Raw genomic sequence first — 19,600 nt, forward strand, 5'->3', positions numbered from 1 at the left:
CCGCCGTAAAATTAGCACCAATCGTTATTCCAATAGTAAAAAAAGTAATCGCTGCAAAAAAAGGAACAAATCCTAACTTAACTAAAAAGTAATAAAAAGGCGTATTCCACACATCGGAAATACGCCTCTTTTTTATTTTACTTCAAAATATGTTTGACTATGTCCGTTCATTGTTTTTTCAACGTGCAACACTGCAGGCATTGTAGCTTTTAACTCTGCAACGTGTGAAATGACGCCAATCATGCGTCCAGAATCTTGTAAATCAATAAGAGTATCAATTGCCTTATTTAATGCCTCTTCATCAAGAGAACCAAAGCCCTCATCAATAAACATTGTTTCAATACGGATATTACCTTGAAAGCTTTGAATGACATCCGCCATCCCAAGGGCAAGACTTAAAGAAGCATTAAACTTTTCTCCCCCTGATAATGTTTTTACATCACGTAATTGGTCTGTATAGGCATCATACACATCTAACCCCAGTCCACTTTGCTTAGCATGCTTTTCTAAACGATCTGAACGTCGTAGCTCAAATTGACCGTTGGATAAATGATAAAGGCGGACATTTGCTGCCTCTGTAATTTTATCTAAATAATTGATTTGAATATAACGCTCAAAGGACAGCTTTTTCGCATTTTGCCCATTTAACATTGCATATAATTCCTTTACTCGTCCCGCTTCTTTTTCAAGTAAGCGTATTTCCAGCTCCGCTTCCTCTACTTTTTCGATAAAGTCTGCGCAAGCTTTCGCAAATCCTTCCATCTGCTGCAATACTTTAAAGGCGTCCTCATAGGTTACACGAAGCACCTCTAATTTTTCTTCCATTGCCGTTAAATCTTGTTTCTCTTGTCCTTTAAGGTGCTTCGCTCCCTCAGTAATTTGTACCTGTAAAGTGTGGATTTGCATAGCATAATCACTGCAAGCCTTCCGTAAAGCTTCTATTTGCGACACGCTACGCTTTCCAGTAGCAAATTCTTCATAGCTTTCAAAACCTGCTTCCTTCATACTTACTGAAAATTGCTCACGCTTTTCATCCATTTTCAGCTTTAACTCCTCAAAAGCCTGTTTCGCTATTTCGACGGTCATTCTAGCATTGTTTGCTGCTTCCTTGGCAGTTTGCAAACTTTGTTGGCTGATAGTCCACGCAGTTTGTAAGGCAACCTTTTGGGAACCTATATGAGCAATTGCCTGCTTCAATGCATGTAGCGTCGTAAGATTTTCTGGAATATGTTTTTGCTGCTCTTCCACAATTGCTTGTTGTTTAGTCAATTCCTTCGTCTTTTCAGCTAAATACTGCTCTAGCTTTAATTGTTTTTCTTGTAGCTGCTCCATTCGTACACGATGATCCTTTTGTTGCATACGTACATCAGACAATTGATTGCTCACTACTTTTAAGATAATAATTTGTTGCTCTACATTTTGTAAGGAAGCTACAATTTGTGCTTGGTTCGATTGATCAATCTCATTCGCCTCTAACTGTTCTAATGCCTCTTGCAAAAGATGCTTTGTAGAGTTCAATAAAGCTTCTTTCTCTAAAAACTTGCGCTCATCATTAGTAGCCTTTACTCGCAAAGCTTCCACCTGTGCTAGTTCAATCATCTCTAATTGCTCACGATGTGTTTCAAGATGTGTTGTACTACCACACACTGGGCAAGCCTCTCCATCCTTAAGCTGCTGTGCTAAAATACTTGCCTGACTCGCAATCCATTGTTGCTCCAACTTTTGAAGAGCTCTCTTACTTTCTTGATAGTGGACATCAGTCATGGCTACATCCTGCTCTGCCATTTCAACTGCTCTAGTGTATTTTTCAACTTGCGCTAAGTATGATACTTGCTCTTTTAGCTTCGGTAACTGTTCTAAAAAACCTTCATATGGCTCAAGTTGTTTTTCATATTGTTCAATTGTTGTTGCTAAATGCTGAGCTTGCATTTGTCCTGTTTCTACGATTTTACGATTATCGTCTACAGCTCGCTTAGCTGTTGTAACATATTGTTCAGCTATTTGCAGTTGCTGAAGATTATTCTCATACGCCTCGAAAGTTGGTAATAATGCTTGTAGCTGCAACTCCTGTTGTAGAACGTGTTGGCGTTCAGGTTCCTTCGCCTCTTCAATATTAAATTTTTCCTGCGCAAGTTTTAACTGAGCTTCTGCGTTTTGTTGCTCTGTCACTGCTTGCTGACAGGATTGTTCTTTATGATTTTGCTCCGCACGTAAATCGACGCATTGTTGCTCAAGTATAACAAGACGTTCTGCTTTTTCTGCTAAAGCAATTTCACGTTCTTTTGCGCTATATACATCTTGCTCTTGTAGCAATGCTTGCAGACGGTTCTGACGATTCGATTGCTCATCAAATTGCTCATTCAATGTTTTCGCCATACTATAAAACTCTTGCTCTTTTTGGTGATGCGCATAAGCTTCTTTATAACGCCGCTGTTCCAATTGTATACATTCATTATAGTAGGTCTGCTCTTCTTCCAGAGCCTTCTTTAGCTGATGCATATTTTCGGTATTATTAGTAATACAAGTAAATAGAGATGACGAACGCTGTGGCAATGCCCCCGCAATTTGGCCAAGAATATGCTCTTTTAATTGCTTCGCGCGCAGTAAATCACTTTCTGCTTCTTTTCGTTTCGCATCAAGTCTTTTTGTCATAGCACCAAAACGGTCTGTTTTAAAAATCTTGCGCAAAATAACTTCTTTATTCGTAGAATCTGAAGTTAATAGCTTGCGAAATTCACCTTGTGGCAGCATAACAATTTGACTAAACTGATCCTTTGTGAGGCCTATTATTTCCTGTAGCTTTTTATCTACCTCAAGTGTTTGCTGCTTTTCTACAATACTATAATCAAGTGTGTCTCCTTTGATTTCAGCCAGTTCTATTTTCTTACCAGTAACACTTTTGTTCTTTTCTTTAATATGACCTGGCTGACGTAATATTTGATACACTCTATCATGCATTTCAAAAACAAGTTCCACAGCAGTATACACATCATCATCTGCAAACCCACTTCGCAACATAGCCGTATCTTGACGATCTTCACCGCTACCTGATCCGTAAAGTGCGTAGCATATAGCATCAAAAATCGTCGTTTTCCCTGCACCTGTTTTTCCAGAAATCGCAAATAGACGATGTTCACCTAGCTGTTGAAAATCAATAACCTCTGTATTTTTATATGGACCGAATGCAGTAATCGTTAACTTTAAAGGCTTCATTTTACTGTCTCTCGCTCCTCATCTAATAATTCTTGCAGCATCTCTGTAAATAGACGCTCAGTATCTTGATCTGGCTGTATGCCAATAATATCTGTAAAAAATGATCGGAATAAATCGATGTCTTCTATCTTCTCCGCCTCAACCGCTTGAATTTCTTGTGATAGTTCTTGGCGTATTACTTTACGCTCAACATGCATCGCATGAGGAAACACTGTACGAATACGTTCCATCGGCGACGTTACTGGCGTAGTATCTGTTAAGCGTACAAATACATAATCATCACTTGGTGGTAATTGCAATAAATCATCCATTAAACCCTCTACCACACGTAAATCCCGTCTCGGTATAAGCTTTCGCTTCGTCACAGCTATTTCTCCCTGTGCATCTAGCTCAACAATTAAAAAGCCCTTCTCATGTAAATGCTCAGATAATGAATACTTCAATGGAGAACCAGCATATCGAATCGTTTCATTCAACACAAAATGCGCTTTATGCAAATGTCCCAGTGCAGTGTAATCAAAAGGTTTAAACAACGCTGCATTTATGCAATCCGAGCCCCCTATTGATAAAGGTCGCTCTGATTCACTCGTATTTGCTTCTTCTTCTCCATACTTCGTCACAAAGGCATGTCCAACAAAAACATTACGTTTTGTAGAATCTAAACTTTGCCCAATATATTCAATAATTTTTTCCATCGCCTCTTGATGAGAACGAATAGAATCATCCTCTAAAATCGTCCGTACTGACGCTGGCTCTGCATAAGGTACGAGATGAAAATGTACTTCACCATATTCATCATGTAAAACGATCGGTGCATGGTCTTTCGTAAACTGGCCTTTAATATGTAATCCACTATCACTCATTAAACTACTGCCAAAGTTTAATCGACCTGCACTATCGTGGTTCCCGGCAACTGCTAACACGGGAATTTTCTTATCAAGGACAATTTCCGCCAAAATATCATTTAGTAAATTCACTGCCTCAATCGGGGGCATCGAACGGTCATATAAATCACCTGCTATAACGATAACATCTGGTTTCTCCTCATCTATAGCTAGCTTAAATTGCTGTAAAATACAATGTTGATCCTCGGTCATGTAGACGCCTTGTACAAGCTTCCCTAAATGCCAATCTGCTGTATGAAATATTTTCATTTTGTGCGCCTCCTGTCTATTTCATTTTATCATGGCTGTTGGATTGTTTGTTTTTCCTTTTATTAGTTTGAAAATTATAATAGGGCTCCTCATCATAACTTGGGAAACTAGGGTGACGGAGTGTATCCGTTGTTTCGACGATTCCTTCCGCCGCTCCAACGATTCTTTCCGTCACTCCGACGATTCTTTCCGTCGTTCCAACGATTCCTTCCGTCGTTTCAACGATTCCTTCCGTCGTTCCAACGATTCCTTCCGTCGCCTATATTTTGATAGATCATCAACATAAAAAAGAGCATTCTTGTCGAATGCCCTGTTACATTAAAAAATTTCTTTAGCTCTTACCTTCTCCATAAAAGCAGCATATCCTTTAAAACTTGGGAGGGCACGTGCCGTAGGAGTTGTTTTTTCTTTTTCCTCTTGTTTCTGCTCTGCCTTCACCAGTTGTTCTAAAATCTGGTCAAATGAAATAGGGTTAGGCTTTGGTAATTCGTTTGAAGAAATGGCTAGAGCTTTACTTCCACTATATTCATGTAAAAATGCATTTGCCATTTGGCGATAGCCTTCAAAATTAGGATGTACATCAGAGATATTGGGTAAAAAGTTTCTAGCGTTTAACCCAATATCATCATATACGTTTACATAAGCTGCTCCAGCATGCTCTGCCTGTTGCTGTAAAATCGTATTTAGCTTAACGAGCTGTGCATTTGTTCCTTCTTTTTGCGAAGGGTGAACATTTGGATAAGCAAAATAATAGCCCATTACATAAATCTTTGCTTTAGGTGCTCGCTCTTTTAACGCTTCTAAAGTCTTCTCCATATTTTTTCTGGCAATGTTTAATGCATAATCGGTTTGTAGCTGTGAAAAGGCTAATGTACCAGCAGTTGGATTAGCTTGCACTAGCCGCAGTAAATCATTGGCGCCTGCCGAAACAGTAATAAGTGTTGCATTAGCTAATAAGTTACTTGCTTCCTCTGATTTTACTCGTTTCAAAACGTCGGCTGTTGTATACCCTGGGAAAGCGAGCTCCTTCGTATAGAAGCTCAATTGCCCAGTCATTCCTAATTTCATGGCGATTAGATCACTGTAGCCTGTATCAATCTGTTGATAAGGTGTTTGACCAGCTGCCAAGGAATCTCCAATTGACAGGTAGTTTTCAGTCTGAGCTAAAGCAGATGAAACACTAAACACCAGCGTGAGTATAACTGTACCCATTAAGCATAGGTATCGTTTCATCTGCTCAACTCCTTTCTTTCCATCAAGTACTTAAAATGCCCAGCTACCTTTGCGGAAAATTGGCTCTACAGTTCCGTCTGGTAAAATACCGTCGATGTCCATCTCGCCGCTGCCAATCATAAAGTCCTCATGTGTTACTGAAATATTTGCACCTAATGCTTCAAGCTGCCCTTTTTCTAAATCTCTTCCACCCTCTAAGCAAGTTGGATAAGCTTCACCAATCGCTAAATGGTTCGATGCATTTTCATCAAATAATGTATTATAATATAAAATTCCCGATGCTGAAATTGGTGATTCATGCGGTACAAGTGCTACCTCACCTAAATAGCATGAGCCTTCATCCACATTCATAAGCTCCTGTAATAAATCATGTCCTACCTGTGCTTCAGCCTGAACAATTTTTCCTTCTTCGAATGTCAGTTTAAAGCCATCGATAATATTCCCTTGATAAGCTAATGGTTTTGTATTGCTGACATAGCCATTAACACCTTGTTTCATCGGTAATGTATAAACCTCTTCTGTCGGCATATTAGCAATAAAGATTGTATCTTCTGGCGTTCTACTACCTCCAGTAAGCCATTTATGCTGTGGCGCTAATGCAATTGTTAAATCAGTACCTGGCGCTTTATAGTGAAGCTTCGCATATTTTTTATTGTTCAAAAGGTCTGCACGAGATTCTAAATTTGTTACATGATCACGCCAGTTTTCAACAGCATTGCCTTCACCTATACGAACAGTCTTAAATATAGCCTCCCATAATGCTGGCACTTGTTCCTCAGCTGCTAAGTCCGGGAACACTTTCGATGCCCACTTTGGTGAAGGAACGGCTACAATTGACCAAGCGATTAAATCCTTCATGACAGCGTTACGATAGTTTCTTAGAGCTGCTCCTGATACCTTTTGGTGGGTAGCTAGACGGTCTGCTGAAATACCTGTTAATTTATCAGGGTCTGCAGCATCAATTAATAAGAATGCCCCTTTACGTTCGATTACCTCATCACGCATTTTAACTACCCATTCTGGGAAACGATTAAATTCTTCATCTGAAGCATGCTCAAAGTAAGCACGATCCATTTCATCATCCGTTAAGTTAACATGAACACGCCCTGCCCCAGCCTTATAGGCCTCTTTCACAACTAAACGGGCGAAATCCAATGCATCGACTGATGTATTGATTAATAAATATTGCCCTTGTTGAATATTAACACCGACTTTTACCGCAAGTTCTGCATATGCTTGTAATTTTTCTTCAAAAGTCATATTATTTACCTCGCTTTTGTCCAATTGTTTTTGAATTGCCCTCCACTATCTTGCCTTCATGCCATACTTTCTGTACAGGTTTCCCAGGAATTTCTCTAGTCCATTTTTTATATGTTTTTTCGTCACGATATGATAATAACGTTAATACTTCGCCATCTGCTCCAGCACGACCTGTACGGCCAGAACGATGTAAATACTGCTCAATTGTTCTTGGAACATCGACATGAATAACATGTGTTAAACCTGCAATATCTAAACCACGTGCAGCAATATCTGTAGCAATTAAAATACGCGCATCTCCTTTACGGAATGCATCTAATGTCTTTTTACGTTCTTCTTTTTTCATGTCAGAGTGTAATGTCACAATCGGTGCCGCACGGTATTGTAATTTCGTTTCCTTCATCAGCAATTGATCTATATTGTTGACGAAAGCTAGCGCACGTACTCCTTCAGTATGTGATAGTCGACGTAGGAAATCAGTTTTATCTCGCTCCTCTACTTTCACGAAAGAATGTACAACTTTACCAACCTTCAACATATCTTCTGGTTTAATTTTGAAGCGTACTGGCTCGAACATCATGCGACTAGCTACTAATTCAATTTCCTCCGTAATGGTTGCTGAAACAACAACTACTTGTCGTCCATATGCTGAACCTTCGATAAAGGATTTTACGACAACTCGATATTCACGACTAAGTAACTGATCACATTCATCTAAAATAACTGTTTCAATTTCTTTTAGCTTTAATTTCCCAGCACGTGCTAATTCATTTAATCGGCCTGGTGTTCCTACAACGATCGTCGGTTTTTTCTTTAACTTTTCGATTTGACGTGCAGAGTTTGCACCACCAATTAGTTGCTGAACCGTAATATCAGAACCTGCTGTCCATTCACGGATAACTTCTACAATTTGCATTGCTAGCTCCTGTGATGGGGCTACGATAAGTCCTTGTGTTTGTTTTTTTGAACCGTTTACTTTATTTAGTAAAGGAAGTACATACGCTAGCGTCTTCCCCGATCCTGTCGGCGATTCAGCTACAATATCCTTGCCATCAAGCATTGCTGGAATCATTTCTTCTTGAATTTTCATCGGTTCTTCAAATTTCCATTTTGCTTGTAAATCTTCATTTAATACATTTATTACTGACATGTAATTTCCCACCTTCTATCTACTTGACACTAGTTTAACACACTAATCATTTTCCTACTTCATATGTACATAAACCATTTTATAATCTCACCTAACGAAGTTTGAGATGGGCGTCTTCTTGTACAATAATGCGAAAAAAATCTGCACGATTCATGCACGGGATTTGTAAGCCTTCAAGCCCTCATAGACACCGGAGCTACTTTGAAGGTTTACAGCTTACCCGCGAAGAGCGAGCAGATTTTTATTTGGTTGATTCAATTGTTAATCTACTATTTCGTAACCGCATGCTTCTATCGCACGTTCTGCTAAAACAATTAATGAGTCGATATAGGTATCACTTAATTTTAAATCTCGATTAACGATAGATAATTCTGTGCATCCTAGTACGATACGATCACAATTAAGTGCAAGCATTGCCTCTTCTATCGGTTGCCAATCCTCTTGAGAGACATCTTTCCCAGCCTTTACATAATCATAAATAATAGACATGACTTTTTCTTTCATCCCATCGTCTGGGACAACTGGTGTTAGTCCAAATTCCTCTAACGCATCTTGATACATACGTGAAGTTAATGTACCTGTTGTCGCTAAAATACCTACACGCTCAGCCCCTAAATCAGAGGCACGCTTTGCTGTTTCCCTTATCATATGTAATACAGGGACTGGAGAACCTTCAACAATCTCATCGTAAAAGGTATGTGCTGTATTACATGGAATAGCAATCATATTTGCCCCAACAGAAGCAAGCTTTTTAGCATCTGCGACTATTACTGGTACAGGATTTTCCTTTGTATTATCTAAAATAAAGGCAGTACGATCAGGGATATTCGTATCATTATCAATGATTGTATGTAAATGCTCCTGATCCTTCGTTGCCTTCGTACGTCTTACAATCATTTCACCGATAAACATCGTTGCTAGTGGACCTACGCCACCTATTATACCTAAAGTTTGTTTTTTCATTAGTTTGACAGACCTTTGTTGTTAAAATATTTCTTATATTGGCGATAAAAACTTAAATTATCTAGCGTTATATTCAACCAACGCTTCGCATTCATATCCTTATAATTAAAGACAGAATCCGTAGCCATCCCTTGGCGAATAAGGCTCTTCGCTTCAATTACTAGCTGTTCATTTTGTACATATTTAAAGAGTACACCATTTGGCACAATCGTCCAAAGATGCTTATTCTGAACATAAGTTAGTTGTTGCTTACTTCCTCGAATAAAATCATCCGCAACATATTGCATTAAATTATAGCCACTTGCTGTCACATAATAATTGGAAAGTTCATTATGTAATTCAATACTTAATAACTTATATTGACCGTCGCGTTCATCATACTTCATATCAAACGTGGCAAACCCTTTGAATCGAATCTCCTCTAGAAACAATTTGACGCGATCCATTAAGTCTTGATCATATGCTGTCATTATGGCTACATAGCGACCAATCCCCTCTGGAGAATGCTCTTCTAAAATCGGGTTACCTACCGAAAGTAGCTTTACTTTATTATCTTGCCCAACATAAGCATTGACGACGCACATATGAGCATCTTCGCCTGGAATATATTGCTGTACCATTATGTCATCTCGGTATGCAGATTCCTTATAAATGGCGTGGAAAATAGCATCCTTTTCGTCGTTATCTTGTGCAATATATACTTTTTTCTTGCCTGGAAAAATACATGCAGCATACTTAGTCATATTCAGTGGTTTAATGACTACTGGATATTCAAAAGGGATGTCAAGTTCCTCATAGTCATTGACGGTGCAAACATGCATTGCCGGATAGTGAAAGCCGAACTTTGCACAAAGTTCATACATGCTCTCGCGTGTTAATAAATCTTGAGCAAGGTTTGCATCCACATAAGGAACTTCAAAATACTCTGCTAGCTCCTCTTTATGTTGCACAATTTTTTTTACGTAAAATTCATCGCAGGCTAATAAAAGTAATTTTTTACCTGTAAATTCCTCTGCAATTGCCTTTAACGCCACGACAAAACGATCTTCAATATGGAGTCTTGGAACTTCACGAAATGTTAATAAATCACTGTGCTGTATTTTCTCCATATTCGTATGATTTAATGCAAGTGGTTTAACGCCATAGGACTCGTAAAATGCTCTTGCCATGCCATATGCATTCATTTCATCTCCTAATAAAACCGGTAAAAAAGCGTGCTCAATGACCATTCTGCTCAACTCACTTTAGCTTTTTTTAGGCTTATCACCATAACGTGGGGTTGATGTCCGTTCCGGCTACCAGCCTCCACTCCAATCAACTTATATAAATGGACTTTTTATCGAATGTCATCCTTACTTGGTGATGAGTCTTTTTAAGTGTAACATACTTTCTTTGTACTCCTTATACCTCTTCTTTGAATCATTTATGAACGGCTACAGCTTGTTTACCTAACTCTCTATAGCTTTTAAAAAACTGATCCACATTATAAGTGACAAAGCCTTTTAATGGGTCCATGACCACTACTTTATCGCCTAAATGCCCAGTTAAAACAACAGCATGTAAGTTCATATACGCTTTATGCGGCACTGTTTCACCTTCATATATCCAGCCCTTTTCTGATTTTTCCTTTGGCTTTGATAAATCCAATGTAACCCAAGTCACAACAGGGACTCCTTCTCGAACAAGCTGTAAAATCTCATCCTGCGAGGCATTGCTCTTATTTGTCACTCGTAAGTCTGCCTTTTTATCCGCTATGACTGCCTCTGCTGCTTTGACAATCGGAGCTGCGAAGACATACATTCCATTTGCTTTATCACGAGGATTACCTGCAAAAGCCTGCTTTGGATTTGGACCAAATCGTTGTCCGTCGACAGTACTTATTGTTTGCTTTGGTAAATAGTGATCAGCCATTTCCAGCTTCGAAACATCCAATCCATAATAATTTAATACAGCTGTTAATGATGTTATTTCACACCCATGTGGTAGTTCCGGATTTTGCATAACAACTGGTACATCCAGCTCCTGCTCGTCTCTTGAAAAATGTGTTTGCAATCGATAATACGGCTTTGTCGCATCATATGTAAAATGTTCGATTGTTGTATAACCATCGTTTTTCGTACTATTTTCAAGTGTAGTTGCAGCTATCGCATAATCCTGTCCCTCTTTAAGTTTCGAAAATTTCGCTTCGCCCTCTTCAGAGCCAACCGCATCCTCCACTACCTCACCTGTCTTTACATCTGTAGCAGTGATATAAAGGTTAGGTATCGGTGCACCACTATTAAATTCTACCGTTAACACAGTTAATCCATTGTTTTTCGTTTCCTGCTGAGAAAACGAATTGCAACTCGAAAGTAGCATGATGATCATAATACCTATTAGTAAAAGGCGTTTATACCTCGTCCACAAGACAAATTCCGCTCCTATCTTGTTTGAAGACAATAACTTCAACTCTATTATATTTCAATTTGTCGTATACTCCATTATACGCTAATTTAATAGACGTTCCTATTTTAACCTCTTTCAGCAAAGTGTTTTTTGTAGCGAAAGCGGAGCGTCAGCTACAGAGTGTTTTTTGGTAGCGAAAGAAAAAGACTGCCTCTGGCCTAAAAATCTCATCGAAAGTTACGGAATTAGGTCGAGGCATCATTGATCACACTTTACCTATGAAGTTATTGCCCAAGAAGGTATTATTGACTTTGCTACTTTCGGGTTTCACTTTACACGCTTAGTTTATAGTGCTGCTTACGCTTGGTCGTAATGTATGCTTCAAAACCTTACCAGAAGCATTGCGTGGCAGTTCAGTTAAAAATTCAATTTCATGTGGCACTTTATATTTTGCAAGCTGTGTCCGACAATACGTCAAAATCGCCTCTTCATCAGAAGGCTCCCTTTCCTTCAATACGACAAACGCTTTCGGAACTTCGCCGTATACTTCATGTGGTAAACCTACAACAGCTGCCTCTAAAATTTCTGGAAGTTGATATAACACCTCTTCTATCTCGATAGGATAAATATTTTCGCCACCTCGAATGATCATATCCTTTTTACGATCTACAATATAGAGATAACCTTCCTCATCAAAACGCCCTAAGTCTCCTGAATAAAGCCAGCCATCTTTAATTGTTCTAGCTGTTTCTTCAGAATTACGTAAATAACCTTTCATTACCTGTGGTCCTTTAACACATATTTCTCCAACCTCACCCGTTGGGACAGTTTCACCAAAGCTATCAACAACACGGACGTCTGTTTGTGCTAAAGGTTTTCCTACTGATCCAATTTTCGTCAATGCATCGGTATCTAAAAGGGAAGAGGTCGCAGGCGAATTTTCAGTTTGTCCATACAGGTTCTGTACTTTCACATTAGGGAAAGTCTCTTTCACTTGCTTAACAAGCTCATAAGGCATCGGTGCCGCCCCGTAACATAATAAACGTAAATTTTTAAATGTATGTTCCTTAAAATTAGGTGTGTTTAAAATTATTGTATACATCGATGGAACACCAAAGAAAATTGTCGCAGCTGTAGCGGCAAGCTGTTCTAATGTATTTGACGGAGAAAAAGCCTCTTCTATAACAATCGTACCGCCTTTATAAAACATCGGCATCGCAAATACATGAAGACCTGCACAATGAAATAAAGGCGTACAAATAAACATGCGATCCTCATTGGTCATGTCCATTGATGACGACCATATATCCGCAGTTGAAACAATATTTTGATGAGTTAGCATTACGCCTTTTGGTTTTCCCGTCGTGCCAGAAGTATACATAACAACAGCAGTATCATGAGGCTCTAATTTGATAACTTTTCTTTGACCTGGATTTTTTTTAATAATGTCTTTCATTTCATTGAGCCCTACAATATGTTGAAATGGATTTGCAATCGTTGTGAGTACATCCTCTAACCTTTCATCATAAATAAGCCCTTTAGCTTCTGAATGATTAAAAATATATTCGACTTCCGGAGCTGCTAATTTCGTATTAATGGGCATGACAACGTAACCCGCTAACTGAACACCGATATAAGCAATTAGAAATAAATCTGAATTAAGCGTATATAATGCAATTACATCATCTTTTTCAAAGCCTTGCTCTTGTAAGTACGCTGCGAATTTTTCTGCACTTTTATAAAATTCACTATAGGATACCTCTGTCCCATCGTATATCGTCGCAATCCTTTTTGGTTGTTGCATAGCATAGTTTTGTAAAATGTCTGTCATTAACATCGTCATCATAAGCCCCCCAAATCTTTAATTCATTACCCTCATACCGTACAAAATTGCCACAAAGAAAATTCAGAAAATTACAATTATATTTTATCAATCTATGAAAAGGTTGGCAATTTTTCTTCCCACAAAAAATATGAGATTTTGAGCGAAAGCCCTGAAGTCTCAATTCGGAACTGGAATTAACTCCACGTTATAGTGATAAACGAAAATATGACCAATATGTAACTAAATATACATAAACTTTTTACTTTTATATCAATTTCTGTTAGGTGTATGATATTTGTAAAATGATTAACTTCTTTCAGAATTTGTTTATGTACCGAAAGCGTAGCGACAGGTACAGGTGTTTGAACACCCGCTGAAAAAAGTTTTAAGAAAGGCCTGATTAAAATGCTATACGCACTTTTAGGAGATTTACATTCTAATATAGAGGATACGAAGGCAGTTCTAGCCCATATCCAGTACACTGCGAAAGATGCAAAAGTATTGGGATTAGGTGATTTATACGAATGTACTGTAAGTAAGAAAAAAGCACAAACAATGTCAGGTTTACCGCTTCAAAAAGCTGCAATTGTGGAAAATGATTTTGAAAGTTTGCTAACATTCCCCTCTATTCGTGGCAATCAAGAAGAGCGAATTACGCGTGTAACTGGCATTGAACGTTTTAAAGAGCTACCTGAAACAATAGAGATAGATGGTGCTACGCTTATGCATGGCCATCAATTTCAATGGAGTGTGACGTGGCAACCAACATTTCCGCCATTCCAAAAATCGCTCCTTTTCTTCGGACATAGTCATGAATCAGGTCTTTATCATCGCAATAAAAAGTTACGTATTCGTATTCGCTATGGCGAACCAATCGCATTACAAGAAAAGCATTATGGCATCAATGTTGGATCAGTTGTTGATCACCGTGAATGGTGTCTCTACGATAGTTCTAAACGAACAGTAACATTTATGTGCGCTCCATCTGTTGAGAAGGATTGATTATTTTAATCCAAAGTAAGCCTTACTCTGCACTTTCGCTAATATACATAGCATTCACAAAAAACGCTAAAGTCGGCTTCGACCCTAGCGTTTTTAGCTCCGTGTCCAAACTAGCAATTTTCGCAATCCTTTAAAGCATCCAGTAATTTTTCCATATCACAAATACGATCGCACATAGTTTTAATCATATTTTGAAGAATTGGTATTAATTCCTGACAAATACAGAACCTTAAAACATTTTGTGCTAGTCGAACGCCTCCCTGATGATGAACAATCATTTCTCGAAGAAAGTTTATATTAATATTATTAGATACTGGTGGTAAGCTCATTGCTTGGAACATAGCCCCGGTAATTTCTTTGTATGCACACATATATTCATACAATTCACATTCCGAATTTTGTACGATACAGCATCTATTTTGTATCGCTTCCAGGCATTCAACAATTTCTGTACTTGTTGCTATTATTTCTAATGCGAGATTTTGCACAAGTATATTTGTGGTATATCGCAAAACATTTTCCGACATTCTAATTGCAGCTACTTGATGCGGTAATATTTGCTTAATAAAATTTTCTGAAATACTGCAGGTAATTGTCACATAGGTCATGCCCTGCATCATTTTATTGAGGATCCTTTCGTATTCCTCTAAATATGCCTTTGTTACATTACTAAGTACAATTGGTTTAGTCATTAGACACACTCCTTTCAGAGTAATATATGTCCGATAGGTTGTTGTGCGGTAGACAATTGTACCAAATGATCTTTATTGTTTCGTAACAGCAATTGAAGTTATTTTTAACCATCTTTTTTATATGTATCCAAGCATTTTTGACAAATACATCGCTCTTTAGGTACCGCTTCAAAAATTTCTTTAGGGAAACTTTCTGTCATACACCAGCAATCCTTTTGCCCCTTTACTATCTCACAATGATTTTTTTGCCCACATAACGGACAACGTTTTTCCTTCATTCGTTCACCTCCTTGCATGTGCTTTATTTTATAATAAAGCGAGATTTTAATCTTTTCATCCCAATTAAGCTTTACAGCATAAAAAATAGAGGAGTACTTATTTCATACTCCTCCAAAAATAATTTATTGGTTTTTTCCTTGAATCTCTCGCTTTACTTCTTCAACATCTGTATCACTATATTTTCCCGTACCAACCCCACCACTTTGGGCTAGCAGTTTTTTCACTTCATTGTAAGATAAACCACTTTCCGCATTTTGTCTTTTTACTTCATTAATATCCGTCCCGGCAGAAGTAAACTGAGCTTCGTTATAATCAGTCATGAAAATCCCTACCTTCTATAATTCATCTGGCTGCAATTCGATCAATTCATCGCCTTCTCGTTCTACTCTTTTATTGAGCTCTCTAACCGGTATAGCATCAACCGTTTGCATATCTTCGTGTAAATCAAAAATACTTATATTATCAGATTCCACCATGTCTGGTTTATCCTTACTTGCTAAGTTCATGAACATCTTTTTTTCATGTGGTATGTTTTTTTCTATGTCCATCATTGCTCACTCCTTTACTAATAGAATGTGCAGTGTTGAACAAATCATGTACCTTTCGTTTTCGAGCTTTTATCGATGCGATGATATTCTGATATTTGAATGACTCGAACATGTCTTGTATGCAGCTCATGATACATCCCTCTACTATCGGTAAAAGATATATATTGATCTCGTTCACTTCGAACTAATGCTTCTGCTTTTTCTTGTGATTCTATATGGATAAATCTCCGTACATAATGCATTTCATCAAAAAAATAAGTAATTTTAAATTCTTTCATAATAACTCCTCGATTACTGGTTATGGTTGTTTACTGCTTATCCTATCCAACTAACTACAGTTGCTATTCTCATGAAAAAATATAAAGGTATTTTCTATATCTACGGCATAACCTGTATTAAAGAAACCACTTTATAGGAGGTGATGATTTTGATCCATACAGTTAAAGTAGGAGAAACCTTGTCCCAAATAGCTAGAAATTATCGTACACCGTTATCTTCCATAATTACTGCTAATCCAGGGATAGATCCGAATGTACTTTATATAGGACAACAAATTGTTATTCCTGGATTTCCTAATCCAAATACAATCCCTTATAGAATAGATATTTCTACTGAAAATCGATGGCTACGGTTATATAAGGATAATGTTCTTCAAAAGCAATACCCAATTGCGGTTGGAAGGATGTTACATGATACACCTATTGGCGATTTTATAATCATTAACAAGGCTCCAAATCCCGGTGGTCCTTTTGGAACAATGTGGATGAGTTTATCTAAAGAGCACTACGGTATTCATGGAACTAATGATTCTAGCTCTATTGGTCATGCTGTTTCACGTGGCTGTATTCGTATGCATAATAAGGATGTCGAAGAGCTTGCAAGCATTGTCCCAATCGGCACTGGCGTTTTTATTCATCCATAAAAATCAACGAGGCTATCTCATAAGATAGCCTCATGTTGTTGAAAAACTTTTTCTATAGAGTGCTAGAATACAAATGCTATGTGTGAAGTGGTTGATTGGAGTGGAGGCTGGGCGACTCCTCGGGGATCAGCGATTTAGAGGAACGGAGGCTAAAAGCATCACATCCTGTGATAACGCCTCCGTGACCAACATCGTGTTGGCCCGAGACCCTGCAGCGAAGCGAAGCGGCTCATCGGACGCCCCCAGGAAAGCGCCCAGCCGGAACGGAAATCAACCCCTCGTTTTGCCGAAAAATTCATATGACACCTTTACTTTCATTAGTATATAGCCCCTTTAGTGCAAATTAACCTTCACCTCTAGATTGAGCAAGCTTCGATAAATAGTATTGCTCCTCTCTTAGCATATGATCCGCCATTAGAGCTGTAAACGTACCTAATACTTCTGCACTTAACTCCATTTCCTCTAACTCACGTAAAAACGTTTTGAATAATTTCATTTCTAGATCTACATCCTGATTAAAGCGAGTTAATGCAGGGAAAGAGTCTATATTTGAACGTAAATATCCTGTAAGCTCAACTGCTTTTAAATAAAACTGTTCAAAATGTTGGGCAAAGGTAGTACTTTTTTGTCTCAATCTTCTTTCTACGCTATCCAAATCGTCATGAATAACACCTGCATGTCCTGAAGCATCTAAAAGCCAGAGTAAGTGATGATGTAGCTCATGAAAAATTGGTGGGACTTCTCCCTTCTTCAGATAGCTAAGCACATTTTGATATTCCTCTAGTTCATTCACCATGTGATTAATAAAGGTAGGTGATAAATGGATATTAATATTTCCCGATAATTGCTTTCGAAGGATATAAAATTTAAATTGCTTTAATTGCGCTACAGCCTCATCGACAGTAAGTGAAAAAGAAACCGCATTATTGGCATCGATTGAATTCACATAGGCAAGTAACTGAGAAAATTTTTGAATAAATGAATTTGCTCTTTTTATATCCTCTGTTTCCGATGGATACAAAGAATCATGAATGAATTGAGAATGATCTTTTAATATCCTTAGCCAAAACCTATGTTCAAACATCGCATGCTGTAAGTAATTCGACAACCAATCACATCCCCTTTAATCTCTACGTTCCTTTATTCTATTCTTCTTGAAAACCTAATATTATTGCCAAATGTTCTTTTCGTATAGGATGACATCCTTAAAGCTATACTACATAATGCGAAAAAAATTTAATGACATCCAAAACACTTGAAAATTAGGAGGGATATACTTGTCCACAAAAGACAATACACTATCGATTTTCGCCTTAGGTGGCATTAATGAGATTGGTAAAAATATGTATGTAGTACAGTATGGGAATGATATTTTAATTATCGACTGTGGCGCTAAATTTCCAGACGAAAGCTTATTAGGCATCGATTTAATCATTCCTGATATTACGTATTTACAAGAAAATAAAGAGAAAATTAAAGCGTTAATTGTGACACATGGTCACGAAGATCATATTGGCGGTATCCCTTATCTGCTAAAAAAAATAAATGTCCCTATTTATGCAACACGCTTTACGCTTGGTTTAATCCAGCTGAAGCTGAAAGAGCATAAACTTTTAAGAGAGACCGAATTAATTGAAATTAATTCCGATTCATCTTTAAATTTCGGACAAGTTGATGTTAGTTTCTTTAGAACAAACCATAGTATACCTGATTGCTTAGGAATCGTTATGAATACACCTGAAGGAAATGTTGTACACACTGGCGATTTTAAGTTTGATTTAACGCCTGTCAATGATCAGTTTGCAGATATTCATAAGATGTCCGAGATTGGATCAGAAGGTGTACTATTACTTATTTCTGAAAGTACAAATGCAGAACGACCTGGTCTAACGCCTTCCGAGAAGCTTGTCGGTAATCATATTGAAGATGCTTTTTTACATGCCGACCGTAAAATTGTTATTTCTACTTTCGCTTCTAACGTTAATCGCATTCAGCAAATTGTAAATGCAACGATTGCTACAAATAGAAAGCTTGCATTACTTGGCCGTAGTATGGTGAATGTTGTAGATGTCGCACTTGAACGAGGCTATTTAGACGTTCCAGAGGATTTGTTACTTGATGCACGCGAGGTGAAATATCTCCCCCCTGAAGAAGTTGTTGTACTATGTACAGGAAGTCAAGGAGAGCCATTAGCTGCACTCTCTCGCTTAGCAAGCGGCAATCATCGCGAAGTGAAAATTTTACCTGATGACACAGTTATTTTAGCTTCATCCCCTATTCCAGGGAATGAGAAAGGTGTTTCAAGGATCGTCGATAATTTATTTCAGCTAGGTGCGAAAGTTATTTATGGTTCTTCTAGTCATACAGGTATGCACGTTTCAGGTCATGGTCATCAGGAAGATTTAAAACTAATGCTGACACTAATGAAACCTAAATTTTTCATACCGATTCATGGTGAATTCCGTATGTTACATCAGCATCGGTTACTAGCTGAATCCGTTGGTGTCAAAAGAGGGCATACGTTTATTATGAAAAACGGGGATGTTGTTGATATTGAAAACTCCATTGCTAGACAAACACGTAAAATTCCTTCTGGGGATACGTATGTCGACGGTATCGGTATCGGTGAAGTCGAAGGTATAGTTTTACGCGATCGTAAACAGCTTTCTGAAGACGGCATGCTTGTGATCGTAATCACACTTAATAAAGTAGATGGAGCCTTTATTTCAGAACCGGATACAATTTCACGTGGCTTTGTTTATGCTAAAGACTTTGAGGATCTTTTAACGAAAGTAAATATTCTCGTTAAAGAAACGGTAAATGAGCTTCAAGAAGAAAATAAGCAGCAAATACATGTTTTAAAAAGAGAAATCAAAAGAGCTGTCGGTCAGTATCTATTTTCGCAAACAAAAAGAAAACCAATGATTTTACCTATAATCATTGAAATTTAAAAAAGTCGGTGTAAAGGCACAAG

Annotated in this window: 18 protein-coding genes; 3 read left to right on the forward strand and 15 right to left on the reverse strand. The window is 38.0% G+C overall.

The features are described from left to right. Window positions 1-132: 132 nt before the first annotated feature. From ABE34_RS16445 to ABE34_RS16490, 9 genes are all read right to left on the reverse strand, one after another. On the reverse strand, window positions 133-3,213 hold the full coding sequence (locus ABE34_RS16445) for an AAA family ATPase (RefSeq protein ID WP_197143561.1): 3,081 nt from the start codon (window positions 3,211-3,213) through the stop codon (window positions 133-135). Further along, complete coding sequence (locus ABE34_RS16450) at window positions 3,210-4,367, reverse strand: exonuclease SbcCD subunit D (RefSeq protein ID WP_197143562.1); 1,158 nt, start codon at window positions 4,365-4,367, stop codon at window positions 3,210-3,212. The genes ABE34_RS16445 and ABE34_RS16450 overlap by 4 nt, the downstream gene beginning before the upstream one ends. 318 nt (window positions 4,368-4,685) lie before the next feature. Continuing rightward, on the reverse strand, window positions 4,686-5,600 hold the full coding sequence (locus ABE34_RS16460; protein WP_197143564.1) for an SGNH/GDSL hydrolase family protein: 915 nt from the start codon (window positions 5,598-5,600) through the stop codon (window positions 4,686-4,688). Between the two features lie 30 nt (window positions 5,601-5,630). After that, a complete protein-coding gene (locus tag ABE34_RS16465; protein ID WP_197143565.1) occupies window positions 5,631-6,860 on the reverse strand; it encodes an aminopeptidase in 1,230 nt (409 codons plus the stop codon). Window position 6,861: 1 nt separating this feature from the next. Next, window positions 6,862-8,010, reverse strand: a complete 1,149-nt coding sequence (locus tag ABE34_RS16470) for a DEAD/DEAH box helicase (protein WP_197143566.1) — start codon at window positions 8,008-8,010, stop codon at window positions 6,862-6,864. Window positions 8,011-8,271: 261 nt separating this feature from the next. Beyond that, entirely contained in the window at window positions 8,272-8,973 is a 702-nt protein-coding gene (locus ABE34_RS16475; RefSeq protein WP_197143567.1) for an aspartate/glutamate racemase family protein, read from the reverse strand. Next, the gene (locus ABE34_RS16480; RefSeq protein ID WP_197143568.1) at window positions 8,973-10,202 is read right to left on the reverse strand and encodes an ATP-grasp domain-containing protein; all 1,230 of its coding nucleotides are present in this window, start codon (window positions 10,200-10,202) and stop codon (window positions 8,973-8,975) included. Before ABE34_RS16480 ends, ABE34_RS16475 begins: the two co-directional genes overlap by 1 nt. A gap of 190 nt (window positions 10,203-10,392) precedes the next feature. Then, window positions 10,393-11,379, reverse strand: a complete 987-nt coding sequence (locus ABE34_RS16485) for a C39 family peptidase (RefSeq protein WP_241747069.1) — start codon at window positions 11,377-11,379, stop codon at window positions 10,393-10,395. A gap of 319 nt (window positions 11,380-11,698) precedes the next feature. Next, complete coding sequence (locus tag ABE34_RS16490; RefSeq protein ID WP_197143617.1) at window positions 11,699-13,201, reverse strand: class I adenylate-forming enzyme family protein; 1,503 nt, start codon at window positions 13,199-13,201, stop codon at window positions 11,699-11,701. 387 nt (window positions 13,202-13,588) lie between these two features. Here ABE34_RS16490 and ABE34_RS16495 point away from each other — a divergent pair, with 387 nt between their 5' ends. After that, the gene (locus ABE34_RS16495) at window positions 13,589-14,185 is read left to right on the forward strand and encodes a metallophosphoesterase family protein (RefSeq protein WP_197143569.1); all 597 of its coding nucleotides are present in this window, start codon (window positions 13,589-13,591) and stop codon (window positions 14,183-14,185) included. 110 nt (window positions 14,186-14,295) lie between these two features. Here ABE34_RS16495 and ABE34_RS16500 read toward each other — a convergent pair whose 3' ends face one another. From ABE34_RS16500 to ABE34_RS16520, 5 genes are all read right to left on the reverse strand, one after another. After that, window positions 14,296-14,877 carry a DUF305 domain-containing protein gene (locus tag ABE34_RS16500; protein WP_197143570.1) on the reverse strand — a complete coding sequence of 194 codons (582 nt, stop codon included), beginning with the start codon at window positions 14,875-14,877 and terminating at the stop codon, window positions 14,296-14,298. Window positions 14,878-14,981: 104 nt separating this feature from the next. Further along, on the reverse strand, window positions 14,982-15,155 hold the full coding sequence (locus ABE34_RS16505; RefSeq protein ID WP_197143571.1) for a cysteine-rich CWC family protein: 174 nt from the start codon (window positions 15,153-15,155) through the stop codon (window positions 14,982-14,984). Between the two features lie 123 nt (window positions 15,156-15,278). After that, a complete protein-coding gene (locus tag ABE34_RS16510; RefSeq protein ID WP_197143572.1) occupies window positions 15,279-15,476 on the reverse strand; it encodes a gamma-type small acid-soluble spore protein in 198 nt (65 codons plus the stop codon). 15 nt (window positions 15,477-15,491) lie between these two features. Next, a complete protein-coding gene (locus ABE34_RS16515) occupies window positions 15,492-15,704 on the reverse strand; it encodes a hypothetical protein (protein ID WP_197143618.1) in 213 nt (70 codons plus the stop codon). 44 nt (window positions 15,705-15,748) lie between these two features. Further along, the gene (locus tag ABE34_RS16520) at window positions 15,749-15,982 is read right to left on the reverse strand and encodes a hypothetical protein (RefSeq protein ID WP_197143573.1); all 234 of its coding nucleotides are present in this window, start codon (window positions 15,980-15,982) and stop codon (window positions 15,749-15,751) included. A 149-nt stretch (window positions 15,983-16,131) separates the two neighbouring features. Between ABE34_RS16520 and ABE34_RS16525 the strand changes: the two genes are divergently transcribed. Further along, the gene (locus ABE34_RS16525) at window positions 16,132-16,626 is read left to right on the forward strand and encodes a L,D-transpeptidase family protein (protein ID WP_197143574.1); all 495 of its coding nucleotides are present in this window, start codon (window positions 16,132-16,134) and stop codon (window positions 16,624-16,626) included. A gap of 343 nt (window positions 16,627-16,969) precedes the next feature. On the opposite strand, the gene ABE34_RS16530 is transcribed toward ABE34_RS16525, so the two are convergent. Continuing rightward, a complete protein-coding gene (locus ABE34_RS16530; RefSeq protein ID WP_197143575.1) occupies window positions 16,970-17,734 on the reverse strand; it encodes a DUF2935 domain-containing protein in 765 nt (254 codons plus the stop codon). Window positions 17,735-17,903: 169 nt separating this feature from the next. Between ABE34_RS16530 and ABE34_RS16535 the strand changes: the two genes are divergently transcribed. Continuing rightward, window positions 17,904-19,577 (forward strand): ribonuclease J, encoded by a 1,674-nt coding sequence (locus ABE34_RS16535; protein ID WP_197143576.1) that lies wholly within the window; start codon window positions 17,904-17,906, stop codon window positions 19,575-19,577. Window positions 19,578-19,600 lie beyond the last annotated feature (23 nt).

The organism is Lysinibacillus sphaericus (assembly GCF_015844675.1).
Classification (GTDB): Bacteria; Bacillota; Bacilli; order Bacillales_A; family Planococcaceae; genus Lysinibacillus; species Lysinibacillus sphaericus_E.